This window comes from Sideroxydans sp. (assembly GCF_054604835.1).
In genome coordinates, this window is record NZ_JBTSFG010000006.1 from 12498 (window position 1) to 33454 (window position 20957).

The 20957-nt window shown below is 58.0% G+C and carries 16 protein-coding genes; 12 read left to right on the top strand and 4 right to left on the bottom strand.

Translation table 11 applies throughout. The annotated features are described in order from the left end of the window. Positions 1 to 10: 10 nt before the first annotated feature. The gene (locus ACYCZ5_RS10420) at positions 11 to 361 is read right to left on the bottom strand and encodes a DsrE/DsrF/TusD sulfur relay family protein (protein WP_461544734.1); all 351 of its coding nucleotides are present in this window, start codon (positions 359 to 361) and stop codon (positions 11 to 13) included. A gap of 122 nt (positions 362 to 483) precedes the next feature. On the opposite strand from ACYCZ5_RS10420, the gene ACYCZ5_RS10425 reads away from it, so the two are divergent. Then, the gene (locus ACYCZ5_RS10425; protein ID WP_461544735.1) at positions 484 to 1131 is read left to right on the top strand and encodes an ArsR/SmtB family transcription factor; all 648 of its coding nucleotides are present in this window, start codon (positions 484 to 486) and stop codon (positions 1129 to 1131) included. Positions 1132 to 1526: 395 nt separating this feature from the next. On the opposite strand, the gene ACYCZ5_RS10430 is transcribed toward ACYCZ5_RS10425, so the two are convergent. Beyond that, entirely contained in the window at positions 1527 to 1790 is a 264-nt protein-coding gene (locus ACYCZ5_RS10430; protein WP_461544736.1) for a hypothetical protein, read from the bottom strand. Positions 1791 to 1863: 73 nt separating this feature from the next. Next, positions 1864 to 2514 (bottom strand): hypothetical protein, encoded by a 651-nt coding sequence (locus ACYCZ5_RS10435; RefSeq protein ID WP_461544737.1) that lies wholly within the window; start codon positions 2512 to 2514, stop codon positions 1864 to 1866. 94 nt (positions 2515 to 2608) lie between these two features. On the opposite strand from ACYCZ5_RS10435, the gene ACYCZ5_RS10440 reads away from it, so the two are divergent. Further along, a complete protein-coding gene (locus tag ACYCZ5_RS10440; RefSeq protein ID WP_461544738.1) occupies positions 2609 to 2866 on the top strand; it encodes a helix-turn-helix domain-containing protein in 258 nt (85 codons plus the stop codon). 5 nt (positions 2867 to 2871) lie between these two features. On the opposite strand, the gene ACYCZ5_RS10445 is transcribed toward ACYCZ5_RS10440, so the two are convergent. Continuing rightward, positions 2872 to 3888: a tyrosine-type recombinase/integrase gene (locus ACYCZ5_RS10445; RefSeq protein ID WP_461544739.1), complete on the bottom strand. Its 1017-nt coding sequence runs from the start codon at positions 3886 to 3888 to the stop codon at positions 2872 to 2874. 229 nt (positions 3889 to 4117) lie between these two features. Here ACYCZ5_RS10445 and glgB point away from each other — a divergent pair, with 229 nt between their 5' ends. From glgB to lon, 10 genes are all read left to right on the top strand, one after another. Beyond that, complete coding sequence (gene glgB, locus ACYCZ5_RS10450; protein WP_461544740.1) at positions 4118 to 6289, top strand: 1,4-alpha-glucan branching protein GlgB; 2172 nt, start codon at positions 4118 to 4120, stop codon at positions 6287 to 6289. Positions 6290 to 6338: 49 nt separating this feature from the next. Next, positions 6339 to 7991, top strand: coding sequence for a glucose-6-phosphate isomerase (pgi, locus tag ACYCZ5_RS10455; protein ID WP_461544741.1), 1653 nt, complete (start codon positions 6339 to 6341; stop codon positions 7989 to 7991). A gap of 5 nt (positions 7992 to 7996) precedes the next feature. Next, positions 7997 to 9442, top strand: a complete 1446-nt coding sequence (glgA, locus tag ACYCZ5_RS10460; protein ID WP_461544742.1) for a glycogen synthase GlgA — start codon at positions 7997 to 7999, stop codon at positions 9440 to 9442. A 13-nt stretch (positions 9443 to 9455) separates the two neighbouring features. Beyond that, positions 9456 to 10739 (top strand): glucose-1-phosphate adenylyltransferase, encoded by a 1284-nt coding sequence (glgC, locus tag ACYCZ5_RS10465; protein WP_461544743.1) that lies wholly within the window; start codon positions 9456 to 9458, stop codon positions 10737 to 10739. Between the two features lie 22 nt (positions 10740 to 10761). Further along, entirely contained in the window at positions 10762 to 12504 is a 1743-nt protein-coding gene (locus tag ACYCZ5_RS10470; protein WP_461544744.1) for a glycoside hydrolase, read from the top strand. A 100-nt stretch (positions 12505 to 12604) separates the two neighbouring features. Beyond that, positions 12605 to 15109, top strand: a complete 2505-nt coding sequence (locus ACYCZ5_RS10475) for a glycogen/starch/alpha-glucan phosphorylase (protein ID WP_461544745.1) — start codon at positions 12605 to 12607, stop codon at positions 15107 to 15109. 81 nt (positions 15110 to 15190) lie between these two features. Beyond that, complete coding sequence (tig, locus tag ACYCZ5_RS10480; RefSeq protein ID WP_461544746.1) at positions 15191 to 16492, top strand: trigger factor; 1302 nt, start codon at positions 15191 to 15193, stop codon at positions 16490 to 16492. Positions 16493 to 16494: 2 nt separating this feature from the next. Beyond that, on the top strand, positions 16495 to 17121 hold the full coding sequence (clpP, locus tag ACYCZ5_RS10485; RefSeq protein ID WP_461544747.1) for an ATP-dependent Clp endopeptidase proteolytic subunit ClpP: 627 nt from the start codon (positions 16495 to 16497) through the stop codon (positions 17119 to 17121). 42 nt (positions 17122 to 17163) lie between these two features. Beyond that, on the top strand, positions 17164 to 18420 hold the full coding sequence (gene clpX / locus ACYCZ5_RS10490; protein WP_461544748.1) for an ATP-dependent Clp protease ATP-binding subunit ClpX: 1257 nt from the start codon (positions 17164 to 17166) through the stop codon (positions 18418 to 18420). Positions 18421 to 18501: 81 nt separating this feature from the next. Beyond that, entirely contained in the window at positions 18502 to 20910 is a 2409-nt protein-coding gene (gene lon, locus ACYCZ5_RS10495; protein WP_461544749.1) for an endopeptidase La, read from the top strand. Positions 20911 to 20957: the final 47 nt, after the last annotated feature.

The window sequence follows — 20957 nt, forward strand, 5'->3', positions numbered from 1 at the left end:
CTCCCTGAAGTTAAAACACCAGAACCTTGTCGGCCCAGATGGTCCATTCGGCCAGTTCGGCCAATGTGCTACGACGGGTGCCGTCGGCGATCCCGTTTTCGTTTATGCCGCGCGCATCCATGCAGGTGCCGCAGACGCCGATCTCGCCGCCGTGGCGTACCACATTGCCGATCATCACTTCGGCGTTGTAGAAACCCTGCGGGACCTTTTGCCCCTTGTTCGCGGCTGCGGCGGCATCGCCGATCAGGAACACGCGCACCGTGTTACCTTCCACTTTAGAGACCGCGCCCGCCAGGCGCAGTGCGTTATAGGTTCGTTCGCTGCCGTATGGGGCGTCGTTGAGGATGTACAGGTGATTCATGGTGACCTCCTGATGTTGAACAATCTAGGAACCACTGGAATGATTAGAGCACCGCTTGTTTACGCATGTCAATCTGTATTACAGTGGCAGATATACATTCTATAAATCAATGGATTGATAATATGAAAGACGCCCGCAAGATCAAGGATCTGCTGTACGAACAGGTCGCCCGCATCGGCAAGGTGTTCTCCAGCCCCAAGCGGCTAGAGCTGATCGAATTGCTCTGCCAGGGTGAGAAGACGGTGGAGACCCTCGCGCGCGAGGCCTCGATCAGCGTGAAGCTGACCAGTTCGCATCTGCGCGAATTGCGTATGGCGCAATTGGTCGAGACCGAGCGGCAAGGCAAGAACATCCTCTACCGTCTGGCCAACAAATCGGTGGCCGACCTGTGGGTGCAGGTGCACACGCTGGCCGAAGACCGACTGGTCGATCTGCAACTGGCATTGCAGAAGATCGCCACACAGCCGCACGACCTCATCGCCAGCGACCGCGATAGTCTGTTGAAGGCTGCACGCAAGGGCGAAGTGGTGGTGCTGGATGTGCGTCCGTCCGAGGAATACCTGAACGCGCACCTGCCGTTCGCCAGATCGATCCCTCTGGAAGAGTTGCGCCAGCGCCTGAGCGAATTACCTAAGGATCGCTCTATCGTTGCCTACTGCCGGGGACCGTATTGCCTGATGGCAAAAGATGCCGTTGATCTGCTCAAGAAGGAAGGATATTCAGCGATTCATCTGCGGGAAGGTGTCGCCGAGTGGGCGACAACCAAGTAACTCGAATACTAAATACTCCGCAACTCACAAGTGAACATCTGCTTCCAGAGAAGCGCTTACTATAAATATGCACATAGTGAATGACCATTATGAGGCAGCGTATTTTGGATACTGAAGGGCCGTTGTGGGTTAGCAGGCGACGGTCGATCACCATCAAGCTCTTAGTTTTGAACGACCGCTGTTGAGCAAGCAGCGGACATCTCCTTAGCCTGCTCGGGCAATCATTTCAGCAAACCGAAGATGTCTCCTTTGGCCGATGATCTGCCAGGTCGGCAATTCGTCCTAATGTGAAGCTTCGCATTAAGACGAACCGGACAGCACATTTAGATAAAACTGAACTGTTGCGCCTTTAGGCATCGAGAGATGCTATCAAACCGATGAACAAGAATTGCATCTCACTGTTCTTCAATGATCAACATTCCGTTGTCGATAATGTTTGGATCATCCGTCCTTGGCTTGAATGCAACTACGCGCCATCCATGCTTGTAAATTTCATCAATGCCGACAAGTTTGTTCCCGAACATTCCCCAGCAAGTGAACATGCTGGCCTTGCTGCTTTCCTGCACGCAAGAGGCTCCTTTCTTGTAGGGTGAGGGCGAGGTGCTGTTGTCTGGAATGTTTCCTGCATGAGCTAGCGGTGCCAGGGCCAATCCAAGCATCACGAACCCTGCTGTTACTTTACGAAGATTATGGCAATTCACAGAAAGTCCCCTTTCTAAGTTTGAGCGTCTTTCATAATCTCCGAATCCCGCTTCTACGCAGGGCCCGGACCAGCATATCTTCTTGCGCTTTTTCCTCGGCGATCTCTTGGTAGATCTTCCTCCAGTCGCTTGGCTTGAGGTTTCTGCATCTTTCAGCGGAGCGTCGAGATGCGCGGTTTGCTGCAGGTGTGAGCCATAGCAATGACCAGGCATAGAACAGGCCGGAAAGTATCAATACGGTGATTATGGGCGCCCCAGCCAGGATGAACATCACTGGAAAAAACAGTTGATATGCAATCCCTTTGGCATCCAAACCACCTGAGAAATTGGATATCACGTCATACACGTACTGTTTGATTGGATGATCCATGTATTCCACGGTTGCATAGCTGTGCTTGTCTGGCACCTTCACGTCGCGATAGTGGGGGAGGCCAAAGTGCATTGTGCGGCCGTTGTATTGCGGAAGGTCTTCCCATCTCGTCAGCTTGTTCTCCCACATTTCTTCTGTCCTGCAGACTTTAAGTAATGTCCCCGTTCCATTTGGCTTGAAACAATTTGCGAGTGGCAACGCTCCCCGCTGATCGCGGTGCAGCTTCACCACTTCCCTGTATAGCCAAGAAAGAACGGACATGGCGCCGATCGCACATACCACCAACATGACAATTCCGAGAACAGTAGTCATTCTGGTTATCTCCTTATCTGTAGGGCTCCAATTTAGCACAAATGAGAAGCAAACTCCGTGGAAACAAACACCGCAAGCACGGATTCTTCGCGGCATGGCAAAACGTACAGCAGTCAATGTTGGGCAATCCTCGGAGGAGCAAGATCTGCGAAGCATTCTTGCGCAGAATGTTCGTCGCATTAGGCGTGAACAGTCTCTTTCGCAGGAAGACTTGGCATTCAGATGTGATTTGGACCGCACCTATATTTCTGCGGTCGAGCGCTGCATCTGGAATGTATCGTTGGGGAACATCGGGAAGATTGCCTTGGCGCTTGGAGTTGAGCCGTGGCAGTTGCTTATGCCTGAGGAGTAGCTGGCCTACTTATTCAGTTTTGCAAGAATCGAACTTGGTGTCAGATGCGTGTACTTCCGCAACTCCGAAAGCGTCTTGTGCCCAGTGATACTTTGGACCTCAAATACGTTGAGACCTTTTTCGAACAGTCTCGATGCGCCTTCATGCCTCAAATCATGAAAATGTAGGTCGTGGGCGCCGATGTCATCTCTGGCGGCCTCCCATGCTCTCCTGAGCTGCCCTTTGTTGATCGACCATACCTCACCTTCATCTTCCCAGCCAACTGCATCAAGGGCGTTCATGGCAACGCGAGAAAGGATGGTGGTACGAGACTCGCCGTTCTTTGTGTCGGTGAGTAGGGCTGTGCATTTCTTTTTGTTTATATTCTCCCAGCGCAAGGAGAATATTTCCGATTGGCGCATGGCCGTTTCTACCGCAATGATGACGAATTGCTTCGGCTCGCCGATTAGCGCTTTCATCAGCTTGTCGTATTCCCCTTTTTTGAGCCGCCTGGTTCTCGCCACTCCGTTATCTGGCAGGTCCATCTGGCCGGTGACTGGATTCGTCACCGGCAGGCGCCACTGACGTATTGCTACGCGATACAGGTGAGAGATGAGTGAGACATACTTGCGCTGATTGTTTTCGCTTCCGCCAATCTCTCCCATGAAAGCGATTACGTCGTCAGCGGTGACCCCATGGAAAGGCTTCTTTGCCAACTGCATGCGCTTCGCTTTGCCGATTCGCCATTCCTCGGTATCGGCACCTTTCTTGTGTGGAGTTATCTCCAGCAGGTAGCGATCAAGCGCATCGCTGACTGATAAACCCTTTATTGTCTGTTTTTTTATGCGACTCTCAATTACTGCGCTCTCATGTACATCGAGCGCTTGAGAGAGTTTGTGACTGTCACGAAAGACGCGCGCCTCTGCTAGACTGTCGAGCGTCTTGTCTAGCTTGTGGCCGTTCACCATCATGCGTACGCGGAAAGAGTACAAACCTTCTTGGTATATGCCTTTCTCGACCTTTTTCCACATGATGGTGCCCACGAACTATTTGCCGGATTTTGCCGGATAATTATTATTGAATCAATATAAACAGCGCAGGCAATGGGTTTGGTGGGATTTAATCTATGGATTTAGGTTCCAGCGCCGCAAGGCGTGAGAGTTCGAGTCTCTCCTTTCGCACCAGTTATACCCCCTGCTTTCCGCCAGGTATTCATACCTTCACATTGTCGTGCCGGCCTTTAAAGGCTATATTGCGTCACAGGAGCGATAAATGTCGAACGAAAGCCAGAATAAGCGCGCCGTATTAGAAGCGCGTCACCATGACCCCTTTTCTTACCTGGGGTTGCACCAATCCAAATCCGAATACGTATTCCGAGTGTTCCAGCCTTACGCCACCGAAGTCTCGGTGTTCGATGGAAAGGTTTGGCTGCAACTGGAGCGTGTCGATGCGGCGGGACTGTTCGTGTGGCACGGCAAACAGGATTTGCCCACACCTTGCCGCCTGCGTCTGAACTATTTCAATCATCTGCTGGAAGTGCATGATGCCTTTACCTTCGGCAGCAGCATCAGCGAACACGACCTGCATCTGTTCTCGGAAGGCACGCTGCAACAAGCCTACCGCACACTGGGCGCACATCACATGGAGCTGCAAAGCGTGTGGGGCGTGCGTTTTGCGGTGTGGGCGCCGAATGCGGAACGTGTCAGCGTGGTGGGGGATTTCAACGGCTGGGACGGACGTGTGCATCCGATGCGCTCATTGGGCAGCAGCGGGATCTGGGAGATGTTCATTCCCGACATCGGCATCGGTGAACTGTACAAGTTCGAGATACGCAGCCGCCATAGCGGTGCCTTGCTGACCAAGACCGACCCCTACGGCTTCAGCTTCGAGATGCGTCCGGGCACGGCATCGCGCGTCGTCTCGTTGGCAAACTATGATTGGCGCGATGAGTCATGGATGAAGCAGCGTGCCGAGAACGATTGGCAGCATCGGCCGCTCAATGTGTATGAGGTGCATGCGGGATCCTGGAAGCGGCATTGGAACGGAAGTTTCTACAACTTCCGCGAACTGGCTGAGACGCTGGTGCCTTACGTGCAGGAGATGGGCTTCACGCATATCGAGCTGATGCCGGTCAGCGAACATCCGCTGGACGAGTCCTGGGGTTATCAGACCACCGGTTATTTCGGCGTGACCAGCCGCTTTGGCACGCCCGACGACTTCCGCTATTTCGTCGATTGCTGTCATCTGGCGGGCATAGGTGTGCTGCTGGACTGGGTACCGGCACACTTCCCGAAGGACAGCTGGGCGCTGGCACATTTCGACGGCACGGCTTTGTACGAACATGAGGACCCGCGTCTGGGCGAGCATCAGGACTGGGGCACGCTGATCTTCAACTACGGTCGCAACGAGGTGCGCAACTTCCTGCTGACCAATGCCTATTTCTGGCTGAAAGAATTCCATATCGACGGTCTGCGCGTGGATGCGGTGGCTTCCATGCTTTATCTGGACTACTCGCGCGAAGCGGGGCAGTGGCTGCCGAACAAATACGGCGGACGCGAGAACATCGAAGCCGTGGATTTCTTCCGCCAGTTGAATGTGATGACGCACGAGCATTTTCCCGGCACGCTGACCATGGCCGAGGAATCCACCTCGTGGCCCATGGTGTCGCGCCCCACTTATCTGGGGGGCCTCGGCTTCTCCATGAAGTGGAACATGGGCTGGATGAACGACACGCTGGCCTATATCAAGCACGATCCCGTGCACCGCCGCTATCACCAGAACATGCTGACCTTCGGCCAGCTGTATGCCTACACCGAGAACTTCGTGCTGCCGTTCTCGCATGACGAGGTGGTGCACGGCAAGCATTCGCTGCTGGACAAGATGCCGGGCGACGGCTGGCAGAAGTTCGCCAATCTGCGTCTGCTGTTCACCTATCAGATGACCATCTCGGGCAAGAAGCTCAACTTCATGGGCAACGAGATCGCACAGGGGCAGGAGTGGAAGGTCGGTGCCGAGCTGGAGTGGTATCTGCTGGACCGCGCCGAGCACAGCGGTATCAAGACCCTGGTGCGCGATCTGAACATGCTGTACCGCGATGTGCCGGCGCTGCATGAACTGGACTTCTCGCATGAGGGTTTCAGTTGGGTCGACTGTAACAACGCCGACCAGTCGGTACTCATCTATCGCCGCATCGCCCGCGACGGTTCGGAAGTGATCGTGGCGCTGAACTTCACCCCGGTGCCGCGCGAGAACTATCGCGTCGGCGTGCCGAAAAAAGGCGGCTACCGCGAGATATTCAACAGCGATTCGCATTTTTACGGCGGCAGCAACATGGGCAACGGCTTCGGCATGTATTCGAACGATGTCGAATGCGACGGCATGGCGCAGTCCATAGCGATCACTTTGCCGCCGATGGCGGGCGTCGTATTGCAGCGGATGGCTTGATGCAGGACTGGGTCGAACAGGTATAACAAAAGCAGGCAGGGTTCAGGATATGTCTCAATTAACGCAATCTCCGGCATGGCAGGCGCTGCAAAAGCATAGAGCATCGTTACAGGATTTCTCATTGCGTCAGGCGTTCGCCGCCGATGCGAAACGTTTCGAAGACTTCTCGCTGCGCTTCGATGATCTGCTGCTGGATTACTCCAAGAATCTGATCACCGGCGAGACGATGTCGCACCTGATGGCCTTGGCGCGACAGACCGATGTGGCAGGCATGCGCGAGCGCATGTTCGCCGGTGACAAGATCAACTTCACCGAAGGCCGCGCGGTGCTGCATACCGCGTTGCGTGCGGCCACGGTCGCCGATCATGCGCCGGTGCGTGTGGACGGTCTGGATGTGTTGCCCGGTGTTCGCTATGTGATGGAGAAGATGCGTCTGTTCTCCAACAGCGTGCGCAACGGCGTATGGCGCGGCTATAGCGGCAAGCCGATCACCGATGTGGTGAACATCGGCATCGGCGGTTCGTATCTGGGGCCGCTGATGGTATGCCAGGCTTTGCAGCCGTATGCCTCGCCAAACTTGCACGCGCATTTCGTCTCCAACGTGGACGGTGCGGACATCGCCACCAAACTGGCCACTCTGGATCCTGAGACGACGCTGTTCATCGTTGCTTCCAAGACTTTCACCACACAAGAGACGCTGATGAATGCCCGTTCGGCGCGCGACTGGCTGCTGGCCAGTGCGGTCGACGAGGCGCATGTCGCCAAACACTTCGCGGCCCTGTCCACCAATGCCGCGGCGGTCAAGGCGTTCGGCATCGATCCCAACAACATGTTCGAGTTCTCCGACTGGGTCGGCGGCCGTTACTCGCTGTGGTCGGCAATCGGCCTGTCCATCGCGCTGTACGTCGGCATGGACAGGTTCGAGGAGTTGCTGCAGGGCGGCAACGACATGGACGAACATTTCTGCAGCGCGCCGCTGGAGCAGAACATGCCGGTGATTCTGGCCATGCTCGGCGTGTGGTATCGCAACTTCCATGACGCGGCTTCCATCGCCATGCTGCCCTACGACCAGTCGCTGGAATATTTCACCGCCTATTTCCAGCAGGCCGATATGGAGAGCAACGGTAAGCGCGTGGACAGGCAGGGCAATGCGGTCGATTACGCTACCGGCCCTATCCTGTGGGGCGGCACCGGCACCAACGGGCAGCATGCCTACTACCAGTTGATCCATCAGGGCACGCAGATGATCCCGGCGGATTTCATCGCGCCGGCGAACAGTCACTATCCGCTGGGCGAGCATCACGCCACGCTGCTGTCCAATTATTTCGCGCAGACCGAAGCGCTGATGAAGGGCAAGAGCGAAGCCGAGGCACGCGCCGAACTGGAAGCGAGCGGCATGGCTGCTGCAGACATCGAAGTGCTGCTGCCGCACAAAGTGTTCACCGGCAACAAGCCGACCAATTCCATCCTGTTCGAGCGCCTCACACCGCGCACGCTGGGTCGTCTGATCGCTTTGTATGAACACAAGATATTCGTGCAGGGCGTGGTGTGGAACGTCAATTCCTACGACCAGTGGGGCGTGGAGCTGGGCAAGCAACTGGCTTCGCATATCCTGCCCGAGTTGCGCGATGCGCAGCCGGTGAGCACGCACGATGCTTCGACCAACGGCTTGGTCAATCACTACAAATCAATCAGACAATAACTACCATGCGCATCCTGTTCGCCACTTCCGAAGTGCATCCGCTGATCAAGACCGGCGGTCTGGCCGATGTCAGTGCCTCGCTGCCCGCCGCCTTGCAGGCGCTGGGGCAGGATGTGCGGGTGCTGCTGCCTGGCTATACGCAGGTGCTGGATGCGCTGAAGAGCAAGAAGGTGGTCGCCACCTTCAAGCCGTTCGAGGATCAGGAAGAAGTGCGCCTGCTGAGCGCGAAGATGCCGGGCACCGGTGTGCCGCTGTATGTGCTGGATGCGCCGCACTACTATTGCCGTGTGGGCGGGCCCTACCAGTACCACTTGGGCGGAGACTGGCCGGACAATCCGATGCGTTTCGGCCTGCTGTCGCGCGTGGCAGCCATGTTGGGTAGTACTTCATCACCGGTGAACTGGCAGGCTGAGCTGGTGCATTGCAACGATTGGCAGACAGGGCTGGTGCCCGCCTATCTGCATCTGGAGCAGGAACCCCGCGCGAAGACCGTGATGGCGATCCACAACATCGCCTTCCAGGGTAATTTCGACCGCGAGTGGACCAAGCATCTGCATCTGCCGCAGTCGCTGTATCACATGCACGGTGTGGAGTTCCACGGTCTGCTGTCCTTTCTCAAGGCCGGTCTGCAATACGCGGACCGCATCGTCACGGTCAGCCCGACCTATGCGCACGAGATCCAGGCGACGGAGATGGGCTATGGCATGCAGGGACTGCTGACGGTGCGCAGCGCGCAAGTCAGCGGCATCCTCAACGGCATCGATGACAACGAGTGGGATCCCGCCACCGATCCGCATCTGCCTGCCCATTACGATGCGCAGGATCCGTCCGCCAAGGCGCAGGTCAAGCAGGCCTTGCAGCAGCGCTTGGGCTTGGAAGTGAATGCGCAGGCCCCGTTGCTGGGCGTGGTCAGCCGACTCACCTATCAAAAGGGATTGGACCTGTTGCTCGAATGTCTGCCGACCCTGTTGGACAGCGGCGCGCAACTGGCGGTGCTGGGCAGCGGCGATGCGGAGTTCGAGCGGCGCTACAAGTTGCTGGCGCAGCGCTATTCCGGACGGGTGTCGGTCACGACGCGATTCGACGAACCCTTGTCGCACCAGATCATGGCGGGGGCGGACATCTTCCTGATGCCGTCGCGCTTCGAGCCGTGCGGTCTCAATCAGATGTACGGCATGCGCTACGGCACGCCGCCGGTGGTGCGCCGTACCGGTGGGCTGGCCGATTCGGTGACCAACGCCAGTCTGGAAGGCGGCACAGGTTTCGTGTTCGACGACCCGGGTGTGGCCGCCTTGCAGCAGACCATCAAATGGGCGATCGAGTGTTATCACGATGCGCCGACGTTCCGCCGCATACAGCTGAACGGCATGAACAAGGATGTCAGTTGGCGTCACAGTGCCCAACTGTATTTGGATCTGTACGAATCAGTATTGAAAAAGCAGCATCAATAAAAGGGAGAGCAACATGGCACAGGATGCACAATCACCACGTTTCATCAGCGCGCTCACCAAGAACACCGTCGCCTTGATCCTCGCGGGCGGGCGCGGCAGTCGCCTGCATAACATGACCGACTGGAACGCCAAACCGGCCGTGCAGTTCGGTGGCAAGTTCCGCATCATCGACTTTCCCCTGTCCAACTGTATCAACTCGGGCATCCGCCGTGTCGGCGTGGTCACCCAGTACAAGGCGCATACGCTGATCGAACACATCCAGAAGGGCTGGGGTTTCCTGCGCGGCGAGTTCAACGAGTTCGTCGCTTTGCTGCCGGCACAACAGCGTATCCAGGAAGAGTGGTATCGCGGTACGGCGGATGCGGTGTTCCAGAACATCGACATCCTGCGCGGCTACAGTCCGGAATACATCGTCATCCTGGCCGGTGACCATATCTACAAGATGGACTACGGCGAGATGCTGGCCGCGCATGTGCAGTCGGAGGCGGACATGACCGTGGGCTGTATCGAAGTGCCGGTGACAGAAGCAAGCAGCTTCGGTGTGATGACGGTAGGCGAGGAAGACCGCGTCGTTAAATTCTCCGAAAAACCGGCCAATCCGACCGAGATCCCGGGCAAGCCGGGAGTCGCACTGGCCAGCATGGGTATCTATGTATTCAATGCCAAGTTCCTGTATGAGCAACTGGTGCGCGATGCCGATACCAAGTCATCCACACACGATTTCGGCCACGACATCATCCCCTACCTGATCGAGCGCTACCGCGTGTACGCGCACCGTTTCGAGAAGAGCTGCGTGGGTATGACCGATGCGGGCGGCGCATACTGGCGCGACGTGGGAACCATCGACGCCTACTGGGAAGCCAATATGGAGATGGTCGATGTGGTGCCCGCCCTCGATCTGTACGACAAGACCTGGCCGATTTGGACCTATCAGGAGCAACTGCCTCCTGCCAAGTTCGTGTTCAACGAGGATGGGCGGCGCGGCGAGGCCATCGACTCCATGGTGTCCGGCGGCGACATCATCAGCGGAGCGCGGGTATTCCACAGTGTGCTGTTCTCCGATGTGCGCGTCGGCGAACGCAGCGAAGTGACGGACTCCGTCATCCTGTCCGGTTGCCGCATCGGCGGCGACGTCAAACTGAACCGCGTGGTGCTGGACAATCGCTGCGAGATACCCGACGGCATGCAGATCGGTTTCAATCGCGAGGAAGATGCCAAGCGCTTCCACGTCTCCAAGGGAGGCGTCACACTGGTCACGCCGGACATGCTTGGCCAGTCCATCCATCACGTCAGATAATTCGAGAGAATCAAAGTAACTTATGCCTCATCGCAAGAAACAACCAACTGAGAAGAAGTTGCAACTGGTGTTCTGCTGGCACATGCACCAGCCGGACTACCGCGATTACCTCACGGGGGAATTCACCCTGCCGTGGACCTATCTGCACGCCATGAAGGATTACGCCGACATGGCTTATCACCTGGAGCAGCATCCCAAGACGCGTGCCGTGGTGAATTTCGTGCCCATCCTGGTCGAGCAGTTGCAGGATTATGAGCAGCAGTTCCGCACGGGCGAGATACGCGACGGCCTGCTGAAGATGCTGTGCCGCGAGGATCTCGACTCGCTGGGCGATGAGGAGCGATTGCATATCCTGGATAGTTGTTTCAAGAGCAACCATACCAAGATGTTGCAGCCCTATCGTGCCTACCAGCACTTGTTCGATCTGCAGAAGATGATGGAGGAGCGCGGACGCGAGTGCGTGACCTATCTTTCCGGCCAGTATCTGGCGGACCTGCTGGTGTGGTATCACTTGGTGTGGTCGGGCGAGAGCGTGCGCCGCGAGAACGAAGTGGTCGCGCGCCTGATGACCAAGGGCGCACAGTTCACTTATGCCGAGCGCATGGAACTGTTCAAGCTGATCGGTGAGTTGATCGCAGGCATCATCCCGCGTTATCGCGCCTTGTCCGAGCGCGGTCAGGTTGAGATATCGACCACGCCTTACAATCATCCCATCCTGCCCTTGCTGCTCGATTTCAAGACTGCGCGCGAGAGCGAGCCGGAAGCGCCGCTGCCGCAGGGGGCCAACAACTACCCCGGCGGTCTGCGCCGTGCGCAGGCCCATCTGAACAAGGCGGTGGAAAGCCATCAGCAGAACTTCGGCAGCAAACCGAACGGCATGTGGCCGTCCGAGGGCAGCCTGTCGCGTGCCACGGTGAAGTTGCTGGGCGAGCACGGCTGTCACTGGACGGCGACCGGGCAGGCGGTACTGGCGCATAGCCTGCAGCAGGAATTGAACACCAATCCGCTACCGGACAAGTCCGAATATCTGTACCAGCCCTATCTGCTGGAGGATACCGGCAAACCGGTGTATTGCTTCTTCCGCGACGACCATCTGTCCGACCGTATCGGTTTCGAATACGCGAAGTGGAAGGGTGACGATGCGGCGGCGGATTTCGTACATCAGCTGGAAGACATCTACAAGAGATCGCACGGTGACCACGACCCGGTCGTGTCCGTGATCCTGGATGGCGAGAACGCCTGGGAGTATTACCCCTATAACGGCTATTACTTCCTGTCTGAACTGTATGCGTTGCTGGAGGATCATCCCTTCATCAGTACCACGACCTTCAACGAAGTGTCGCGCGGCCTCAGAGAGGGCAAGAGCCGCAGCCGTAGCGGCAAGTTGAAGCAGATGGTGGCGGGTAGTTGGGTGTACGGCACGTTCAGCACCTGGATCGGTTCGGCGGACAAGAATCGCGGTTGGGATCTGTTGTGCGAGGCCAAGCGCAGTTACGACATCGTCGCCAACAGCGGCCGTCTGAATGACGCAGAGCTGAAGTTGGCGACCGAGCAGTTGGCCGACTGCGAAGGTTCGGACTGGTTCTGGTGGTTCGGCGACTACAACTCGGCGCAGAGTGTTTCCTCGTTCGACACCCTGTTCCGCAAGAACCTGAGCAACCTGTATCGGCTGCTCAAGTTGCAGCCGCCGGTCGATCTGCAGCATGTGATCAGTGTCGGCGGCGGGGCCCCTGCGGCTGGCGGCACCATGCGCCGCTCCGAATAAGGTCTATCGAATCAATCCAATATGGATGCGAGGGGGGAAGGGGTGGGCAGTTTGATAGAATCCCCGCCTCTCGCACCATTCAAATAGCAGGAATCCCATCGTGAACGTACCCACCAAGCCATTCATTGAAAAACACCACAGCATCATGAGCATGCCCCCTTTGGGCACCGATGCGATCAGCGTCATGGAAGACTTTCGGCGCTATTTTAGTCACACCCTGGGTTGGGGCAAGGCTACGATCTCGGGTTATCCGGTCTATTCCTCGCTGGCGCACACGCTGCGCGACCGACTGATCGAGCGCTGGCGCCACACGCAGCGCGCGCATGACGAATCGGACTGCAAGCAAGCCTATTATCTGTCGCTGGAATTCCTGATGGGACGTGCCATGGGCAATGCCATGCTCAATATGGATATGGAACAGGAGACCGCCGATGCGATGCGCAATTTCGGCGTGATGCTGGAAGATGTGCAGGAGCAGGAAAGCGATGCGGGCCTGGGCAATGGCGGTCTGGGTCGTCTGGCCGCTTGCTTCCTCGACAGTTGCGCCACCCTGCAATTGCCGGTGACCGGCTACGGCCTGCGCTACGAGTACGGCATGTTCCGTCAGCGCATCGAGCACGGCAAGCAGGTGGAGGATCCCGACCACTGGCTGCGCAACGGCAATCCCTGGGAGGTGGAGCGTCCCGAACACGCGGTGCGCGTCAAGTTCGGCGGCCGCAGCGAGATGTTCACCGATATGTCCGGCAAGTTGCATGTGCGCTGGGTGGATACGCAGGATGTGATGGCCTTGCCGTTCGATATGCCCATCCCCGGTTACCAGAACGGCACGGTGAACACCTTGCGTCTGTGGAAATCCACGGCGACCGAAGAGTTCAATCTGGAAGAGTTCAACGCGGGCAGTTACACCGAGGCGGTGGCCGCCAAGAACGCGGCAGAGCACATCACCATGGTGTTGTATCCCAACGACGCCAGCGAGAACGGCAAGGAGCTGCGTCTGCGCCAGCAGTATTTCCTGGCTTCGGCCAGCTTGCAGGATATTTTGAACCGCTGGGTGCGCAGGCATGGTCAGGACTTCAAGCAATTCGCCGCGAAGAACGCTTTCCAGCTGAACGACACCCACCCCACCTGCGCGGTGGCAGAGTTGATGCGCCTGCTGATGGACGAGCAAGGTTTGTCCTGGGCTGATGCATGGCAGATCACTTCGAGCACCATGGCCTACACCAACCACACCCTGTTGCCGGAGGCGCTGGAGAAGTGGTCGGTGGGCATGTTCGGTCGTCTGCTGCCGCGCCTGCTGGAGATCATCTACGAGATCAATGCCCGCTTCATGGAGCAAGTCTCGTTGCGCTGGCCGGGCGATGTGCCGCGTCAGCGCCGCATGTCCATCATCGAGGAAGGTGATGTGCCGCAAGTGCGCATGGCCTATCTGGCCGTGGCGACCTGTCATTCCGTGAACGGTGTGGCTGCGCTGCATTCCGCATTGCTGCAGCAGAACCTGTTCCGCGACTTCTACGAGATGTGGCCGGAGAAGTTCAACAACAAGACCAACGGCGTGACACCGCGCCGCTGGATGGCCTCCAGCAACCCCGAGCTGAGCGCGCTGATCGACCACACCATCGGTGATGCATGGCGTACTGACTTGTCGCAATTGCAGGGCCTGCGCGAGTTCGCCGATGACAAGACGTTCCGCGGCAAATGGCGCAGCATCAAGCACAACAACAAGCAGCGTCTGGCCGAGATGGTGTTGCGCGACTGCGGGGTCGAGTTCGACACCTCGGCGCTGTTCGATGTGCAGGTCAAGCGCATCCATGAATACAAACGCCAACTGCTCAACGTGCTGCATGTCATCCATCTCTACAACCGTATCAAGAACGGCGATACCAAGGACTGGACACCGCGCTGTGTGCTGATCGGCGGCAAGGCGGCACCGGGCTACGCGATGGCCAAGCAGATCATCCATCTGGTCGGCGCGGTGGCCGAAGTGGTCAATCAGGATCCGGATACCAAGGGGTTGCTGCAACTGGCGTTCCTGCCCGACTATCGCGTATCCGCGATGGAAGTGATCTGCCCGGCAGCCGAGTTGTCCGAACAGATCTCGACAGCGGGCAAGGAAGCGTCCGGCACAGGCAACATGAAATTCATGATGAACGGTGCCCTGACCATCGGCACGCTGGATGGCGCGAACATCGAGATCCGCGAAGAGGCGGGTGACGACAACTTCTTCCTGTTCGGTCTGACTGCCGAGGAGGTCGAGGCGACCCGTGGACATTACGATCCGGCGGCCATCGTGGCGGGGGACGACGATCTGCAGCGCGTGGTCGAACTGTTGTGCTGCAATCACTTCAACCTGTTTGCGCCCGGCCTGTTCCAGCCCATCGTGGATGCCATCCTCAATCCGCACGACCCCTGGCTGACCGTGGCCGATTTCCGCAGCTATGTGGATGCACAAGAGCGTGTGGCCGAGGCTTACCGCGACCAGGATGCCTGGACCCGCATGAGCATCATCAATACGGCGACCAGCGGCAAGTTCTCCAGCGACCGTACCATCATGGAATACAACCGTGATGTATGGGGGCTGTCGCACATTCCGCCGCATGAGGCCTGATTAAGGCCGATTTATCCGCTTTGATGTATCATTCGCTGCGACTCAATCGTCGCATGTCTCCCTATATTCGAAGGAATCAGTATGTCTAACGTAGAAACTCTGACCGGCCTGCAGCGCCGTCTGACCGCAACCATTCCCCAGCAACAGATCCGTACCGAGGTCGAGAGTCGCCTGAAGCGTCTGGGCCGCACCGCCAAAGTCTCCGGTTTCCGTCCCGGCAAGGCACCGATCAAGGTGCTGGAGCAGCAATATGGCGATTCCGTGCAGCAGGAAGTGCTGGGCGAATCCCTGCAGCGCTCGTTCGCTGAAGCCGCGATCGCCAACAAGCTGGATGTGGCCGGTTATCCCGAGTTCGAGATCAAGACCACCGACCTGAAAGCGCCCGAGATCGAGTTCAGCGCGACTTTCGAGGTCTATCCGCAAGTCGTCATCGGCGATATCAAGGGCGAAAGCATCACCCGCGTCGCTTTCAAACTGAGCGAAGACGATGTCGCGGACACGATCAAGACCCTGCGCAAACAGCGCGCTGTGTACAAAGCCGTGGATCGTGCCGCAAAGAACGACGACCAATTGCTCATCGATTTCACCGGCACGCTGAACGGCGAGCCGTTCGAGGGCGGCTCGGCCAAGGATTTCAAGGTGTTGCTGGGTTCCGGCCGCATGCTGGCCGACTTCGAGAACGGTATCGTCGGCTGCAAGGCCGGTGAGACCAAGTCCTTCGACATGACTTTCCCGGCCGATTACCACGGCAAGGATGTGGCGGGCAAACAAGTCACTTTCACCATCACGGTGCATAAAGTGGAAGAGCCGCAACTGCCCGAGGTCGATGCCGACTTCGTCAGATCCGTCGGCGTGGCGGACGGCGATGTGGAGAAGTTCAAACAAGAGATTCGCGACAATGTCAGTCGTGAAGCACAGCGCCGCGTCAAAGTGCGCAACAAGGAAAGCGTGATGGCCGTGCTGCTCAAAGTGGCGCAACTGGAAGTGCCGACTTCCCTGCTGCAAGGCGAAGCACAGCGTCTGATGGAGCAATCCATGCGCGATATGGAAGCCCGTGGCATGAAGATCCCCAAAGGTATGAAGCTGCCGGCGGAGATGTTTCTGGAGCGTGCCGAGTCGCGTGTGAAGCTTGGCCTGATTCTTGCTGAACTTGTTAAGCAGCAGAACCTGAAAGCCACCCCGGAACAGGTCGAGGCTTTGATCGAGGAATATGCGCAGAGCTTCGAGCGTCCGGACGAGGTGCGCAGCTGGTACCGCGCCGAACCTGCCCGCATGCAGGAGCTGGAGAATCTGGCACTGGAAGATAATGTGGTCGCTTGGGTGATGGCGGGTGCCAAGGTGACCGAGCAAGAAGTAAAACTGAACGAACTGATGGGGAACTGAAGATGACGTACGGCGCACTCGGCGGCATGATGGAACCGCAGGATTCGGGCTTGGTCCCGATGGTGGTAGAGACCAGTGGTCGCGGCGAGCGCGCCTACGACATCTATTCGCGCCTGCTCAAGGAGCGGATCATCTTCCTGGTCGGCCCGATCAACGATCACGTGGCGAACCTGGTGGTGGCGCAACTGTTGTTCCTGGAGTCGGAGAATCCGGAAAAGGACATCCATCTGTACATCAATTCGCCCGGCGGCTCTATCTCTGCCGGTATGGCGATCTATGACACGATGCAGTTCATCAAGCCGCAGGTCTCCACTATGTGTATCGGCATGGCCGCTTCCATGGGCGCCTTCCTGCTGCAGGCGGGTGAGAAGGGTAAGCGTTACGCGTTGCCCAACTCTACCGTGATGATCCATCAGCCACTGGGCGGCTTCCAGGGGCAGGCGAGCGATATCGAGATCCATGCCAAGTACATCCTCAGTCTGCGCGAGCAACTGTACAAGTTGATGGCCGAGCACACCGGTCGCACGGTGGAAGAGATCGCACGCGACAGCGAGCGCGACAACTTCCTGCCGGCGCAAGAGGCGATGGCGTATGGTTTGATCGACAAGGTGTTGGATAAACGAGCTTGATAAGGCCGGCAGACTGCCGCTGTCAGGTATGGAGGTGAAGAGATGACATCTGAAAAGAACAAGGGTGAGAAGCTGCTGTATTGCTCCTTCTGCGGCAAGAGCCAGCACGAGGTGAAGAAGCTGATCGCCGGGCCGTCGGTGTTCGTCTGCGACGAATGCATCGCGTTGTGCAACGACATCATCCGCGAGGAGACGCAGAACGCCATCGGCACCGAGAGCGCCGAGAAGAAGGACCTGCCGACCCCGCACGAGATATGCGCGCGTCTGGATGAATATGTGATCGGCCAGCCCATGGCCAAGAAGATCCTTTCCGTGGCGGTCTATAACCACTACAAGCGGCTGAATCACAAGAATGACGACGGCGTCGAACTGTCGAAGAGCAACATCCTGCTGATCGGTCCGACCGGTTCCGGCAAGACGCTGCTGGCGCAGACCCTGGCGCGTCTGTTGAATGTACCGTTCGTGATGGCCGATGCCACCACGCTGACCGAGGCCGGCTATGTCGGCGAAGACGTCGAGAACATCATCCAGAAGCTGTTGCAGGCCTGCGATTACGACGTGGAGAAGGCGCAGCGCGGTATCGTTTACATCGACGAGATCGACAAGATCTCGCGCAAGTCGGACAACCCTTCCATCACGCGCGACGTGTCGGGCGAGGGCGTGCAGCAGGCATTGCTCAAGCTGATCGAAGGCACCAAGGCATCCATCCCTCCTCAGGGCGGGCGCAAGCACCCGAACACCGAGTTCCTGCAAGTCGATACCTCTAACATCCTGTTCGTGTGCGGCGGTGCGTTCGACGGTCTGGAGAAGGTGATACGCAACCGTTCCGAGAAAGCCGGTATCGGTTTCTCCGCCAACGTGGCCAAGCGCGACGACAACAAGGATGTGGGCAAGACATTCAGCCTGGTCGAGCCGGAAGACTTGATCAAGTTCGGTCTGATCCCCGAGTTCGTGGGTCGTCTGCCAGTGGTGGCGACCTTGGAAGGGCTGGATGAGGCGGCGCTGATCCAGATCCTGTCCGAACCGAAGAACGCGTTGACCAAGCAGTATCAGAAGTTGTTCGCGATGGAAGGCGTCGAGCTCGAGTTCCGCGAGGGCGTGCTGAACGCCATCGCCAAGAAGGCGCTGGCACGCAAGACAGGCGCACGCGGCCTGCGCTCCATCCTGGAACTGGCACTGCTGGACACCATGTTCGATCTGCCGACCGCAGAGAATGTAGAAAAAGTTGTGCTGGACCAGAACGGTGCTGGCGAGATCCAGCCTATCGTGATGTACGCGGATACCCCGAAAGCCGCATGAAATCCATGTGATGGGAGGGGTTGATTTATCCGGCCCCGGCCCAATGTGGCGAACACAACCTTTTATAGCGAAGTGACTGCCATGACCGAATCCGAAAAAACACCCTCTTCAGACCAGTATCCATTGCTGCCCTTGCGCGATGTAGTGGTGTTTCCGCACATGGTCATCCCTCTGTTCGTCGGGCGGGCCAAGTCCATCAAGGCGCTGGAGGCCGCGATGGAGGCTGGCAAGAGCATCGTGCTGGTCGCGCAGAAATCGGCGGCGAAAGACGAGCCTGCCACCGAAGACATCTACCGCATCGGCAGCATCGCCAACATCCTGCAGATGCTGAAGCTGCCCGACGGCACCGTCAAAGTACTGGTGGAAGGTACGCAGCGCGCGCGCGTGATCGATGTGTTCGATGACAAGTCGCATCTGGATGCCACCATCGAAGCGATCCCGGTGGACGAACATCCGGACAGCGAAGCCGAGGCGATGCGCCGCGCGCTGATCAGCCAGTTCGACCAATACGTGAAGCTGAACAAGAAGATTCCGCCCGAGATACTCACCTCGCTGGCGGGTATCGACGATGCCGGTCGTCTGGCCGACACCATTGCCGCACACCTGCCGCTCAAGCTCGAGCAGAAGCAGGAAGTGCTGGAGATCTTCGACGTGCGCAAGCGTCTGGAGCATCTGCTGGGTCTGCTGGAAGCCGAGCTGGACATCATGCAGGTCGAGAAGCGCATCCGTGGTCGCGTCAAGCGCCAGATGGAGAAGAGCCAGCGCGAGTACTACCTGAACGAGCAAGTCAAAGCCATCCAGAAGGAACTGGGCGAGGGCGAGGACGGTGCCGACATCGAAGAGATCGAGAAGAAGATCAAGGCTGCGCACATGCCCAAGGATGCGCGCGCCAAAGCTGAAGCCGAGTTGAAGAAGCTCAAGCTCATGTCGCCCATGTCCGCCGAAGCGACCGTGGTGCGCAACTACATCGACATCCTGATCGGTCTGCCGTGGAAGAAGAAGACCAAGATCGACACCGATCTCAAGCACGCCGAAGGCATCCTGGAAGCCGACCACTACGGTCTGGAAAAAGTAAAAGAACGCATCGTCGAGTATTTGGCGGTGCAGCAGCGCGTGGACAAGATGAAGGCACCCATCCTATGTCTGGTAGGTCCGCCGGGCGTGGGCAAGACCTCGCTGGGTCAATCCATCGCGCGTGCCACCAACCGCAAGTTCGTGCGCATGTCGCTGGGCGGTGTGCGCGACGAATCCGAGATCCGAGGTCACCGTCGCACCTACATCGGTTCCATGCCGGGCAAGATTCTGCAGAACATGAGCAAGGTCGGGGTGAAGAACCCGCTGTTCTTGCTCGACGAAGTGGACAAGATGGGCATGGATTTCCGTGGCGATCCGTCGTCGGCGCTGCTGGAAGTGCTCGATCCCGAGCAGAACCATACCTTCGTCGACCACTACGTCGAAGTTGAATACGACCTGTCCGACGTGATGTTCGTTGCCACTTCCAACAGCATGAACATCCCCGGTCCGCTGCTGGACCGTATGGAAGTGATCCATGTGTCGAGCTATACGGAAGACGAGAAGGTCAACATCGCCATACGCTATCTGCTGCCCAAGGCGATCAAGAACAGCGGCCTGAAACCGGAAGAGGCCAGCGTCTCCGAAAGCGCCATCCGCGACATCCTGCGTTACTACACGCGCGAGGCTGGTGTGCGCGGACTGGAACGCGAGCTGTCCAAGATATGCCGCAAGATCGTCAAGGCGTTGCTGATCAAGGGCGAAGCGAAGAAGGTCACGGTCACCGCGCGCAATCTGGACAAGTATCTGGGCGTGCGCCGTTACAGCTACGGTATCGCGGAGAAGAACAATCAGGTCGGTCAGGTCACCGGTCTGGCATGGACCGAGGTGGGCGGCGAGTTGCTGACCATCGAGACTGCGGTGCTGCCGGGCAAAGGCAAGACCACCACCACCGGCAAGCTGGGCGAAGTGATGCAGGAATCCATCCAGGCGGCATTGAGTGTGGTGCGTCGCCGTGCGCGCACGCTGGGCATCGCGGACAACTTCTACGAGAAGAAGGACCTGCATATCCACCTGCCGGAAGGCGCGACACCCAAGGACGGTCCCAGTGCCGGTATCGGTATCTGCACCGCCATGGTGTCCGCGCTGACCGACATCCCGGTGCGAGCCGATGTGGCCATGACCGGCGAGATCACCTTGCGCGGTGAGGTGTTGCCGATCGGCGGCCTGAAAGAGAAGTTGCTGGCCGCGCAGCGCGGCGGCATCAAGGTCGTGCTGATCCCGGAAGAGAACGTGAAGGACCTGGTGGATATCCCGGACAATGTGAAGAACAAGCTCGACATCCATCCAGTCAAGTGGATCGAGCAGGTGCTGGAGATCGCCTTGGAACGCAAGCCGGAGCCGTTGCCGGAGACGGCGGCCGACACCGCAGCCCCCGCCATCGTGGACGCTGCAACACCGGTCGCAGTCAAGCATTGATGTGTCGAAATACGCGGCGGCGAGCACATCGCCGCCGCGTATTTTTT